Here is a 12773-nt window from a genome sequence, read left to right on the forward strand (position 1 = left end):
AATCCGGCCGCCCCGCGCATCGACGGAGGCCGGCCGGGGGAGCCAGCCACCGTGGCCCGCCCCGCTCCCCGCCCCGCTCCCCGCCCCCGGAGCAGGCCCGCGGCCCCCGCCGTGGCGCCCGCGCCCCTCCGTGCGGCGTCCGCCCGGCACGCCCTCGTCGCCGGATCCGTCGGGAACTTCGTCGAGTGGTACGAGTTCGGCGTCTACGGCTCCTTCGCCACCGTCATCGCCGCCCGCTTCTTCACCCCGGACGGCGGCGACCGCGTACAGGCGCTGATCGCGACCTACGCCGCCTTCGCCATCGCCTTCTTCTTCCGGCCGCTGGGCGCCCTGCTCTTCGGGCGGCTCGCGGACCGGGCGGGACGCCGGCCGGCGCTCGTCTGGGCCGTCTGCCTGATGTCGGGCGCGACCGCGCTGATCGGCGTCCTGCCCGCCTACACGGCCGCCGGCGCCCTCGCGCCCTGGCTGCTGACCCTGCTGCGCTGCGTCCAAGGCATCTCCGCCGGCGGCGAGTTCGGCGGAGCGGTGAGCCTGCTGACCGAGACCGCACCGGCCGGGCGGCGCGGCCGCCACGGTGCCTGGCAGTCCTTCACGGTCGCCCTCGGCCTCCTCACGGGCGCGGGTCTCGCCGCCGGCCTGGCGACCGTGCTCCCCGAGAGCGCGCTGTACGCCTGGGGCTGGCGCATCCCCTTCCTGCTCGCGCTGCCGCTGGGCGCCGCGGCCCTGCTGCTCCGCCTCCGCCTGCCGGAAACCGCCCCGCCCCCGCACCCGCCCGCGCCGGATCGCACCGGCACCCCCGGCCGCCCCGACGGCCGCGCCTCGGCGGACGGTACGGCTCCGGCGGAGGTGCGGGCCGCCGTCGTGCTCGGGATCGGACGGATCATGGGGTGGTCCGCGGCCGGGTACACCTTCCTCGTCGTCCTGCCCTCCTACCTCCAGGCCACCCTCGGCGCGACCTTCCAGCAGGCCCTGGCCGCCACCTTCGCCGCCAACCTCGGGTTCGCCGCCGCCATCCTCCCCGCCGGCGCGCTCAGCGACCGCGTGGGCCGGCGGGCCGTCATGCTCACCGGCAGCGTGCTCATCGCCCTGACCGCCGTACCGCTCCTGCACCTGCTGCGCGACCCCGGCACCCCCGTCGCGGTGAAGGCGGCCCTGCTGGCCGGGGCCGGCGCGCTGGTCGGGCTGCTCGCCGGCCCCGGCCCCGCACTGCTGGCGGAGATGTTCCCGGCCCGGGTGCGCAGCACCGGGCTCGGCCTGGCCTACGCCCTCTCCAACGCCGTCTTCTCCGGCTGCGCCGGCCTGATCGTCACCGCCCTCGTACGGCACACCGGCAACCCCGACGTCCCGGCCCTCTACGCGGCGGGCGCCTGTGCGCTCGCCGTACCCGCCCTGCTCACCCTGAACCCCGACGACCACCTGCGACCCCTGCGATGACCCGGCCCGACGAACCGCCCGACCCGGAGACGGCGCCGACGACCGTCATCGGCCTGATGTCCGGCACCTCCTGCGACGCCGTCGACGCCGCGGCCGCCCGCATCACCCGCGCCGGAACCGAACTGCGCCTGACCCCGCTCGGCATGGTCAGCGCACCGTACGACGACGAGCTGCGCCAGGCGCTCGCGGCGGCGCTCCCGCCCGGCACCACCACGCTCGCCGACGTGTGCCGCCTCGACACCCGCATCGGGCAGTCCTTCGCCCGGCTCGCCGTCCGCGCCGACCGCGAACTGTGCGCGGGCGGGGCCGACCTGGTCGCCTCGCACGGGCAGACCGTCTTTCACTGGGCGGACGACGGCCGCGTCCACGGCACGCTGCAACTCGGCGAACCCGCGTGGATCGGGGAGGCGACCGGACTCCCCGTCGTCTCCGGCTTCCGGACCCGGGACGTCGCCGCCGGAGGCCAGGGCGCCCCCCTCGTCGGGCTCGTCGACCGCATGCTGCTCCGCGGCCGCCCGGGCGTCCCGGCCGCGCTGAACCTCGGCGGCATCGCCAACGCCACCGTGCTCACCGCCGACGGCGCCCCGGCCGCCTTCGACTCCGGACCCGGCAACGCCCTGCTCGACGCCGCCGCCCGCCGGTTCACCGCCGGACGGCTCGACCAGGACACCGACGGCCGCCTGGCCGCCCGCGGCACCGTGCACCGGCCGCTGCTCGACCGCCTGCTCGCCGAGCCGTACTACGCACTGCCCGCGCCGAAGACCACCGGCCGCGAACTGTTCCACTCCGGCTACCTCGGCTCCGCCCTGGACGCCGTCGGCCCGCTCCCCGCCCCCGACGTCCTCGCCACCCTCACCCGGCTCACCGCCCGGACGGTCGCCGACGCGCTGCGCCCCTTCGGGGTCACGGAGGTCCTGGCCTCCGGCGGCGGCACCCGCAACCCCGCCCTGCTGGCCGCGCTCCGGCAGGAACTCGGCGCCCGGGTGCGGCTGCACACCTCGGACGCGCTGGGGCTGCCCAGCGCCGCCAAGGAGGCGTACGCCTTCGCCGTACTGGGCTATCTCACCCTGCACGGGCTGCCGGGCACCTTGCCGCAGTGCACCGGCGCGGCCGGCCCGCGGGTCCTCGGCAGCCTCACCCCGGGCCGCGCACCGCTGCGTCTGCCCGCAGCGCCGGCGCGGGCGCCCGACACCCTGCGCGTCACCCCGCCGACGACCACGCGGCGTTGACCCCGGCCGGCCTGGGCGCCCTCGCCGTGACCATCAGCCCGGCGGCCAGGGCCGCCAGCAGCAGCGCGCCGGCCGACCACCACAGGGTGTCGGTGTAGCCGTGCAAAATCGCCTCGGACCGGTCGTCCTCCGACGCACTGTTCAGCCGGACGGTGACGACGCCGGTGAGCAGCGCGACGCCGATCGCCTCACCCACCCGCTGGGCCGTGAGGACGAACGCCGAGGCGGTGCCGGAGTGCTCGGGGGCGACGCCGGCGGTGGCGGTGTCCAGGAGCGGCACGAAGGCCAGGCCCGAACCGAAGCCCGCCAGCAGCATGCCGGGCACCACGTGGGGCCCGTACGCGCTGCCGGAGTCGGTGCCGGCGAGGAGCAGCAGCCCGGCGGCCGCGGTGACCAGGCCCGACACGATCAGGACGCGGGGCGCGGTGCGGTGCCGCAGCCGCGCGGAGACCTGCGTGGCGGCGGCGACGGCCGCGGCCCCCGCGGGCAGGACCATCAGTCCGGTCGTGCCCGGGCCGTATCCGAGGACGTACTGGAGGTAGAGGGTCACCGCGGGAACCAGGGCCAGCAGGCCGGCGCCGGCCAGGACCATGGCCAGGGCGCAGCCCGCGCGGTCGCGCTCCCGGGTGGGGTGCGGCGCCCGAGGGGGGCCGGACACGGCGGTCTGCCACCACAGGAAGCCTCCCAGCAGCAGGAGGCCGGCGGCGAGCAGACCCAGGGCCGTCGGGGACGTCCAGCCGCTCCGCCCGGCCTCGTCCAGACCGTGGACCAGGGCGGCGAGTCCGGCGGAGCCGAGGAGCACGCCGAGCCGCTCGAAGAGGGCGGCAGCGCGGCCCCGCCGGGCCGGCAGCAGGAGGGCCGCGCCGACCAGGGCGAGCACGGCGAGCGGGACGCAGACATACTGGGACCAGCGCCAGGACAGCAGGTCGAGGAGCCAGCCGCCCGCGAACAACCCGAGGGCCCCGCCGCCGGCCGCGACCCCGGCGAAGATCCCGAAGGCGCGGGAGCGTTCCCCCGGATCGGTGAAGCCGGTGGACACCAGCGTCAGCGCGGACGGGGTCATGAGGGCCGCGCAAGCGCCCTGCAGGGCGCGCGCCGCGATCAGCAGGTCGGGGTCGCCGGCCGAGCCGCCGAGCGCGGCGGCCACCGCGAAACCGGCCAGGCCGATGACCAGGGCCCGCTTGGCGCCCACGCGGTCGGCGATGTGCCCGCCGGGCAGCAGCAGCGCGGCGAAGGACAGTGAGTAGGCGCCGAGCAGGCTCAGGCCGTCGCCGCTGAAGTCGAGTTCGGACTCGATCGACGGCAGGGCCGTGGTGAAGGTCATCGCGTCGAGCAGGACCAGCAGCTGCGTCAGGACGACCGCTCCCAGGCCCCACCAGCGCCTGGGGTGCGGGGCGGCCGGGTCCGAGGGCACGCCCGTCGGCGGTCCGAAGCCCTGCCGGGGCACGGAGGACGGCGGCGCCGGGGCGGTGGGCGGGTACGGGGGCGGCGCGGGCAGCGGCCGGTGCAGGCGGGGGTCCGGGGTACGGGGCTCCGGCACGGCGGCGGGGGCCTCGGGCGGCGCCTCCGGGGCGTAGTCCAGCAACCGAGCGGCGCGGCGGCCGAGTTGCGCCAGGACGGTGCCCGGCAGCCACTCCCCGGGCTGCTCCACCGCCGTGCGCTCGGCGACCTCCCGGGGGGTGGGCCGCCGGGCCGGGTCCTTCTCGAGGCAGGAGGCCACCAGACCGGTCAGTGACCGCGGCACACCCGTGAGATCCGCCTCCTCCTCCGCGACCCGGAAGAGGTGGGCGTTGAGACCGGAGTCCGCGGCGCCGAACAGGAGCCGCCCGGTGGCCGCGTACACCAGCACGGCGCCCAGGCAGAAGACATCGCTGGCGGGGCCGAGCTCGCGGCCGCGGACCTGCTCGGGGGACATGAAGCCGGGGGAGCCGATCAGCATGCCGGTGCGGGTGTGCAGGCTGTCGGCGAGGCTGTCCATCGCGCGCGATGCCGAAATCGATGACACGGGGGCCGTCGACGGTGACCAGGACGTTGGACGGCTTCAGGTCGCGGTGGATCAGGCCCGCCCCGTGCACGGCCTCCAGGGCGACGGCGAGCCGGTTGGCGAGGGTGTGCACCGAGTACTCGGGCAGCGGCCCGAAGTCCTCGGCGACCACCGTGCGCAGGTCCGGCCCCGGGATGTACTGGGTCGCCACCCAGGGCACGTCGGCCTCCGGATCGGCGTCGAGCACCGCGGCGGTCCAGTCCCCGCCCACCCGCCGGGCGGCGGCCACCTCGCGGGCGAAGCGCCTGCGGAAATCGGGGTGCCCGGCGTGCTCGGCCTGCACGACCTTGACGGCCACGGTCCGTCCGCCCTCGGAACGGCCCAGATAGACCAGGCCCATACCGCCCGCACCCAGCCGGGCGATCAGACGGTACGGGCCGATACGGGTCGGGTCTGCTGCGATCAACTGGTCCACGGGACGAAGGTATGCCACCTGCCCGACGGGGCGGACCCGTTCCCGTGAGGACCGCGGACCCGGCTGCTCGGCGGTGGCTCGGCCCGCCGGGTCCGCGTACTGCCCGTCAGGCGCCGACGTACGCCGCGAGGTGCTCCCCGGTGAGGGTGGGGCGGGTGGCGACCAGGTCGGCGGGGGTGCCCTCGAAGACGATCCGGCCGCCGTCGTGGCCGGCGCCCGGACCGAGGTCGATGATCCAGTCGGCGTGCGCCATGACCGCCTGGTGGTGCTCGATCACGACGACCGACTTGCCGGAGTCCACCAGGCGGTCCAGCAGGCCGAGCAGGTGCTCCACGTCGGCGAGGTGCAGACCGGTCGTCGGCTCGTCGAGGACGTAGATCCCGCCCTTCTCCGACATGTGCGTGGCCAGCTTGAGGCGCTGCCGCTCGCCGCCCGAGAGCGTGGTGAGCGGCTGGCCGAGGCTGAGGTAGCCCAGGCCCACATCCGCGAGCCGGTCGAGGATCTTGTGGGCGGCCGGCGTGTGCGCCTCGCCGGCGCCGAAGAACTCCTCCGCCTCGGTCACCGACATGGCGAGCACCTCGCTGATGTCGCGGCCCGCGAGGTGGTACTCCAGCACCGAGGCGTCGAACCGCTTCCCCTCGCAGTCCTCGCAGGTGGTGGCGACGCCCTGCATGATCGCCAGATCGGTGTAGATGACGCCGGCGCCGTTGCAGGTCGGGCAGGCGCCCTCGGAGTTGGCGCTGAACAGCGCCGGCTTCACGCCGTTGGCCTTGGCGAACGCCTTGCGGATCGGGTCCAGGAGCCCGGTGTAGGTGGCCGGGTTGCTGCGCCGGGAGCCGCGGATCGGGCTCTGGTCGATCGACACCACCCCTTCGCCGGCCTCCCCCGCCCGGTGCGGCAGCGAGCCGTGGACGAGTGAGCTCTTGCCCGAGCCGGCGACCCCGGTGATCACGGTCAGCACGCCGAGCGGGATGTCGACGTCCACGTCGCGCAGGTTGTTCGCCGTGGCGCCGCGGATCTCCAGCGCGCCGGTGGGCTCGCGCACCGACTCCTTCAGGGACGAACGGTCGTCGTAGTGGCGTCCGGTGGTGGTCCCGCCGGTCCGCAGGCCCTCGACCGTGCCCTGGTAGCAGACGGTGCCGCCGCCCGTCCCGGCGCCCGGGCCGAGGTCGACGACGTGGTCGGCGATCGCGATCGTCTCCGGCTTGTGCTCCACGACGAGCACCGTGTTGCCCTTGTCCCGCAGCCGCAGCAGCAGGTCGTTCATCCGCTGGATGTCATGGGGGTGCAGGCCGATGGTGGGCTCGTCGAAGACATACGTGATGTCGGTGAGCGGGGAGCCGAGGTGGCGAATCATCTTGACGCGCTGGGCCTCTCCGCCCGACAGCGTGCCCGCGGGCCGCTCCAGCGAGAGGTAGCCGAGCCCGATCTCCACGAACGACTCGAGGGTCTGCCGGAGCGCGGTGAGGAGCGGCCCCACCGACGGCTCGTCGAGGCCGCGGACCCAGGCGGCGAGGTCGCGGATCTCCATGGCGCAGGCGTCGGCGATGCTGATGCCCTTGATCTTCGAGGTGCGGGCGCCCTCGCTGAGCCGGGTGCCGTCGCACTCGGGGCAGGTGGTGAAGGTGACGGCGCGCTCCACGAACGCCCTGATGTGGGGCTGCATCGCCTCCTTGTCCTTGGACAGGAACGACTTCTGGATCTTCGGGATGAGCCCTTCATAGGTCAGGTTGACCCCGTTGACCTTCACCTTGGTCGGTTCGCCGTACAGGAAGTCCTGCATCTCCTGCTTGGTGAACCTGCGGATCGGCTTGTTCGGGTCGAGGAAGCCCGACTGGGCGTAGAGGCCCACCGTCCACTGGCTGTCCGACTTCCAGCCCGGGATGGTGAAGGCGCCCTCGGCGAGCGACTTGGAGTCGTCGTAGAGCTGGGTCAGGTCGATGTCGGAGACCTTGCCGCGGCCCTCGCAGTGCGTGCACATGCCGCCGGTGCGCTCGTAGGTCGCCCGTACCGCCTTCTTGTTGCCCTTCTCCACGGTGATCGCACCGGACGCCCGTACCGACGCGGTGTTGAAGGAGTACGCGCTGGGCGGGCCGATGTGCGGATCGCCCAGCCGGCTGAAGAGGATCCGCAGCATCGCGTTGGCGTCGGTGGCGGTACCGACCGTGGAGCGCGGGTCGGCCCCCATCCGCTGCTGGTCGACGCTGATCACGGTCGTCAGCCCGTCGAGCACGTCGACCTCGGGCCGGGAAAGGTTCGGCATGAAGCCCTGGACGAAGGTGCTGTAGGTCTCGTTGATCAGCCGCTGGGACTCCGCGGCGATCGTGTCGAACACCAGCGAGCTCTTGCCCGATCCCGACACGCCGGTGAAGACCGTCAGCCGGCGCTTGGGGATCTCGATGCTGACGTCCTTGAGGTTGTTCTCGCGCGCTCCGTGCACACGGATCAGATCGTGGCTGTCGGCATCGTGCGGCGCAGGCGACCGCGTGTCCGTCCGCGTGACCTTGCTCATCGTGTCTCCATCTGTCGGGCGGGGGCCGCTCCCGCGGCCCCTCGGCGCCGCCCGGATCGACCGGGCCGGTCCGGGCGGCATGTCTGGTTCTACTTCGTCGGCGCGATCACGGCAACGACGTTCTCGCCGGCTACCGCGCGCGGGGCTGGGCGAAGCGGACCATGTTGCCCGCCGGATCGCGGAACGCGCAGTCGCGTATCCCGTAGGGCTGGTCGATCGGTTCCTGCAGCACCTCGCCGCCCGCGGCCCGGATCCGCTCGAAGGTGGCGTCGCAGTCGTCGGTGGAGAAGATGACGCCGCGCAGCATGCCCTTGGCCAGGAGCTCGGCCATGGCCTGCCGGTCGGCCGGGGAGGCGCCCGGGTCGGCGAGTGGCGGTTCGAGGACGATCTCCACGTCGGGCTGCGCGGGGGAGCCGACGGTCACCCAGCGCATCCCCTCGTATCCGACGTCGTTGCGGACTTCCAGGCCGAGGGCGTCGCGGTAGAAGGCGAGCGCCTTGTCGTGGTCGTCGACGGCGATGAAGCACTGCGAGAGCGTGATGTCCATGCCCACGACGCTACGAGGCTCCGGCGGACAGCGCTTCTCCGATCCTGACCGGTTTCCCGGCGCGGGCGGGCGGCCGGGCAGGCGGCCGATGCCCGGTTTCCGCCAACCATCCGTGCTTTCGGGCGGGTTGACGCCACCCTGACCTTTCTTCCCTGGAGCACGCCCTTTCGCCCCTGGAGGTCGGAGTGGAGTCCAGGCGCCGACGCGCCCTCCCACACCTGTTGTGCCGCTCGCCGGCCCCGGCGGCTCAGCGCCAGGAGGGGTGGCCTTCGGCGGCGCCCTCGGCGGTCAGCGCGCGCTCGCCGGTACGGTCCGTGCGCACCGCCCAGACCACGGGCTTCTCGTACGGGCCGCGGACGAAGGCCACCCACTTGCCGTCGGCCGACCATGCGGGGTCCATCTCGTGGGCCCCGGTGGCGGCCAGCTCGCGGTCGTCCGTGCCGTCGGCGTCGACGAGGCGGATGTCGCCCTGGCTGCCCGTCCCGTAGGTCCCGGCGGTGTACGCGAAGGCCGCGCCGTCCGGCGACCACACCGGGTCCAGGGCCGGGTGGGGGAGCCGGGTGACCTGCTGCGGGGCGCGGTCCGGCGCCGCCGGGTCCACCAGGTGGACCTGCCAGTTCCCGGACCCCGTCTCCAGGCACACCGCGATGTGCCTGCCGTCCGGCGACCAGGCCGGGTCCTCCACGGGGCCCGGGCCCGAGGTCAGCTGGCGGGCGGTACCGTCGGCGACGTCGACCGCGAACAACTGCTGCACGCCGTTCTTCTCGCGGAGGACGGCGAGCCGGCCGCCGTCGGGCGACCAGGACACCCGCCCGCCGCTGATGGCGGCGACCCGCCGCGGGTTCCCGCCGTCGGCGTCGGCGGTCCACACGGCCGTGCCGCCGGGCGTGGTGCGGGTGAACGCGAACGACTTCCGGTCGGGGGCCCACTGGGGCAGGACGTCGCACGCGTCCCCCGCGACCAGCCGCACGGGCGGGGCCGAGCCGCCGTCCCGGCGGGCGATGACACCGTGACAGGTCCCCGGCCAGCCGGGGGCGGTGTCCTGCCGGACCAGCAGGGGCTCGGCCGGGAACGCGGCGGCGGACGCGGACGCGGATCCGGTCGGGCCGAGAGCGCCGGGCTCGGCATCGTCCGGGGGGCCGCCGTTCCACGGCTGCCACACCAGCAGGCCGACGGCCGCGAGGGCGAGCACGACCCCGGCGGCGACCACCGCGCGGCGCCCCCGGGCCCGCCCGCCCCGCGGGTCGGGTCCGCCGACGGGCGCGGCGCCGGGGCCGGGGGATTCCGGCGTCGTACGGGGCTCCGGCTCCGGATCGGTACGGGGCTCCCGGGCCGTACGGGGCTCCGCGCCGCCGGGGCGCGGAGTCGGGGGTTCGGCCCGTACGCCCGGGGTGGCCGGCCGGAGGGTCTGCGGAGCCGGGGTGTCCTGCGCGTCGGGGGTGGCGGGGTGGGGCGGCGTTTCCTGTGCGGCGTCGGGGGTGGTGGGGCGGGGCGGCGTTTCCTGTGCGGCCTCCGGGGTGGCGGGGCGGGGCGGGGTGTCCTGGCGGGGGAGCAGCTGCGTCGCCGCGTCCGGGAGCCAGCCGTCGCCGGCCGGGTGGCGGATGGTCAGGCCGCCCAGGAAGGCGGTCGGGGTGGGCCGCGCCCGCGGGTCCTTGGACAGGCACGCGCCGATGGCCGCCCGCAGCTCCCCGGGGACCGCCGTCAGGTCCGGCTCCTCGTGGACCACCTTGTAGTGCCGGGCCGCGGACGGGCCGTCACCGAACGGGGAGCCCCCCGCCGCCTGCGCGAGCACCACGCCCAGCGCGAACATGTCGACCGCGGGCGTCACCGCCCCGCTGGTGAGCTGCTCCGGAGCCAGGAAGCCGGGCGTGCCGATCTGCAGACCGGTCTGGGTCAGGGCCGTACCGTCCAGGGCGCGCGCGATGCCGAAGTCGATGACGCGCGGTCCGTCCTCCGCGACGATGATGTTGGCGGGCTTGAGGTCGCGGTGGATGACCCCCGCCCGGTGGATCGCCTCCAGCGCCTCCGCCAGGCCGGCCGCCAGGACGCTCAGGGTGTCCGCGGGCAGCGCGCCGACGCGGGCGAGCACCGCCTGCAGCGTCGGGCCGGGCACGAAGGCGGTGACCAGCCAGGGCGGCTCGCCGTCCGGGTCGGCGTCGACGACCGGCGCGGTGTGGAAGCCGCCGACCCGTCGCGCCGCCGCCACCTCGTCGGCGAACCGGCGCCTGAAGCCGGGCTCGGTGCCGAGCTCTGGCCGCACCACCTTGACGGCCACGGCACGGCCGGACGGGGAGCGGCCCAGGTAGACCACGCCCATGCCTCCCTGCCCGAGGCGTCCCACCAACCGGTAGCGGCCCTGCCCGACCGATGTGGGATCGCCCGTTTCGAGCGGCTTCATGGGTCCCCCGTCTCACACCTCACGCGATGAACAGCCTCTGACTACCGGTCGCGTCGCGTACCAGTCAAGCGAGGCCCCGCCCGAGGCCCCGGGAGCGCCGCCGTGGCGCTCGGGGGCGCGGACCACCGGGCGGGCCGGCCCCCCAGCCTGCGCCGATCCTGCGGGCTTCCTTAAGGGACCGTGAAGAACGCCTCCGGAAGGCTTTTTCGCCTGGTCACGGGCCTAGGCTCGGTCCGACCCTGCTCCCCCTCTCCTGCGAGGTGCTACCGGCATGAGCCGCAGCCGAACCCCCGGAACCCCCTCCCGCGTCGAGGCGCGGCGGAAGAAGACGGTGCGTGCGCGCGTCGTACTGTCCCTCACCGCGGCCGCCGCGGCGGTGGCGGTCGGGGTCGCGGTGGCCGATTCCGACGGCGGTGCGCGCACGGACCACCGGGCCGGCGGCCCCGCCGGAGGCGGATCCGCGACGCCGGACTCCGCAGCGGCCGGTGCCGGTGGCGTGGAGGTGACGGCCACCTCCTCCTCCCCGCTGCCCACGCCGACCACCGCGGACGCGTCCGCGGCGGGCGCGACGCCGTCCGGGACCCCCGGCGCCGGATCCCCGGAGTCCGCCGCGCCCACGCGGGCCGGGACGCAGGAGGGGGCTGCCGACGCGCCGGAGCCGGCCCGGACCCGCGCGCCCTCGCGCACGCCCGCCGCTCCCGCCGGCGGGTCCGGGTCCTCCGGCGGTTCCTCGGGCAGCTCCTCGGGCGGTTCGTCGGGCGGAGCCGCCGGCGACACCGAGTCGGCGGTCCTGGCCCTCGTCAACAAGGAGCGGTCGGCGGCCGGTTGCGGGCCCCTGGCGGCGAACTCCAAGCTGACGGCGGCGGCACGGGCGTACAGCGACACCATGGCGCGCAGCGGCGTCATGTCCCACACCGGGCCCGACGGGTCCACCATGACCACCCGGGTGGAAGCCGCCGGGTACGGATGGTCCCGGCTGGGCGAGAACATAGCCCGCGGCCAGGCGGACGCCGCCGCGGTCATGAAGGCATGGATGAACAGCCCCGGCCACAAGGCCAACATCCTCAACTGCTCGTTCAAGGAGATCGGCATAGGCGTGCACAAGGGCGACGGCGGCCCCTGGTGGACGCAGAACTTCGGGACACCGAGGTAGCCCCACCACCACCGGCCGGCCGCTTCCCCCGGCCGGCCCGTCGGCCCGTCGGCTCGCCGACCCGCACCCGTCCTCCTGGCCCGTACGCCGGCCAGGGGGCCATGGGCGTTCCCCGGCCGCTGCCGCCCGCTCGGGGGAGGCGGCGACGGACGGCGCGGTGCGTCGGCCACTATGGGGCCGTGCCCCGAATTCCGCGCTACCTGCTCATATGGCTGTCCTGCACGGCCGCCAGCGTGACCGCCGTGCTCGGCACGGTCCAGTTCGTGGTCGGTTCGACCAGGCACACGCCGCCCGTGGCCCGGTCCGCCCCCATGGTCTTCGACTCCCCGCCCGCGTGGCAGGCGGGGGACGGGCGGTCCCCGAGCCCGCAGCCCCCGAGCGCACCCCCCACCGGGTCGCCCAGTGCGACCGAGCGACCGTCCCCCTCCGCTTCGCCGCCCGCACTCGCGAAGAGCCCGACAGGAGCGTCCCGCACCACCGCGCCGAAGCCCGCCGTCGACTGCGAGCAGGGCGGACCCGGCCTGCACACCGTCCCCTCGCAGGGCGGCAAGGTCACCGTGCGCTACGGGAGCCGCGGCGTCTGCCTGATCTCCGCGATCCCGAGCCGGGGCTTCAAGGCCGCCACGTCCCAGACCGCGGACCACACCCTGACGGTCACGTTCACCAGCGCGGACCACCGCTCGGTCATCACCGCGACGATCGAGCCGGTGGCCAAGGCCAGCGTCCGCGAGTCCTCGCTCTGAGCCGCCGGACACTGCGGCCGCCGCGCCTGGTATGCCCGGTTCGTGATCCCGTATCCGCTCATCGGGCGCGTCGCGGTGTAGCGGAAGTTGAGCTCTTCCTTAGGGGATCCTCAAGATCACGCGCATCGGGTCCCGGCCGTCCCGAGCGGTCCTATGCTCGCGTCAGCCGAGCGGCCCGCGGCGCCCGGGCGGGATGACCCCGGCGGCCGTCGGGCCGCCGGGCCGTCCGGCCGTCCGCCGTCGGCTTCACCGAGTCGGGAGGCATACGCCGCTCCCGCCGTCCGAACCGTGCCTTGGG

At 75.3% G+C, this 12773-nt stretch carries 8 protein-coding genes and 1 pseudogene; 4 read left to right on the top strand and 5 right to left on the bottom strand.

What is annotated here, in order from left to right:
- The first annotated feature begins 111 nt into the window (after window positions 1-111).
- Entirely contained in the window at window positions 112-1434 is a 1323-nt protein-coding gene (locus tag AC07FY_RS25380) for an MFS transporter (RefSeq protein WP_479010145.1), read from the top strand.
- Entirely contained in the window at window positions 1431-2663 is a 1233-nt protein-coding gene (locus tag AC07FY_RS25385; RefSeq protein ID WP_479010148.1) for an anhydro-N-acetylmuramic acid kinase, read from the top strand. The genes AC07FY_RS25380 and AC07FY_RS25385 overlap by 4 nt, the downstream gene beginning before the upstream one ends.
- Here AC07FY_RS25385 and AC07FY_RS25390 read toward each other — a convergent pair.
- The 5 genes and pseudogenes from AC07FY_RS25390 to AC07FY_RS25410 form a co-directional block, all read right to left on the bottom strand.
- Window positions 2635-4641, bottom strand: coding sequence for an MFS transporter (locus AC07FY_RS25390; protein ID WP_479010151.1), 2007 nt, complete (start codon window positions 4639-4641; stop codon window positions 2635-2637). The genes AC07FY_RS25385 and AC07FY_RS25390 overlap by 29 nt on opposite strands.
- Before the next feature lie 46 nt (window positions 4642-4687).
- A pseudogene (locus AC07FY_RS25395) lies at window positions 4688-5047 on the bottom strand (protein kinase domain-containing protein); the annotation flags it as partial.
- Between the two features lie 181 nt (window positions 5048-5228).
- Window positions 5229-7634: an ATP-binding cassette domain-containing protein gene (locus AC07FY_RS25400; protein ID WP_479010153.1), complete on the bottom strand. Its 2406-nt coding sequence runs from the start codon at window positions 7632-7634 to the stop codon at window positions 5229-5231.
- A gap of 130 nt (window positions 7635-7764) precedes the next feature.
- Window positions 7765-8181, bottom strand: a complete 417-nt coding sequence (locus AC07FY_RS25405) for a VOC family protein (protein WP_479010156.1) — start codon at window positions 8179-8181, stop codon at window positions 7765-7767.
- 247 nt (window positions 8182-8428) lie between these two features.
- Complete coding sequence (locus tag AC07FY_RS25410; protein ID WP_479010158.1) at window positions 8429-10579, bottom strand: protein kinase domain-containing protein; 2151 nt, start codon at window positions 10577-10579, stop codon at window positions 8429-8431.
- Between the two features lie 271 nt (window positions 10580-10850).
- Here AC07FY_RS25410 and AC07FY_RS25415 point away from each other — a divergent pair, with 271 nt between their 5' ends.
- Entirely contained in the window at window positions 10851-11732 is an 882-nt protein-coding gene (locus AC07FY_RS25415) for a CAP domain-containing protein (protein ID WP_479010161.1), read from the top strand.
- A gap of 179 nt (window positions 11733-11911) precedes the next feature.
- Complete coding sequence (locus tag AC07FY_RS25420; protein WP_479010164.1) at window positions 11912-12475, top strand: hypothetical protein; 564 nt, start codon at window positions 11912-11914, stop codon at window positions 12473-12475.
- Window positions 12476-12773: the final 298 nt, after the last annotated feature.

The organism is Streptomyces sp. NPDC045967 (assembly GCF_056430495.1).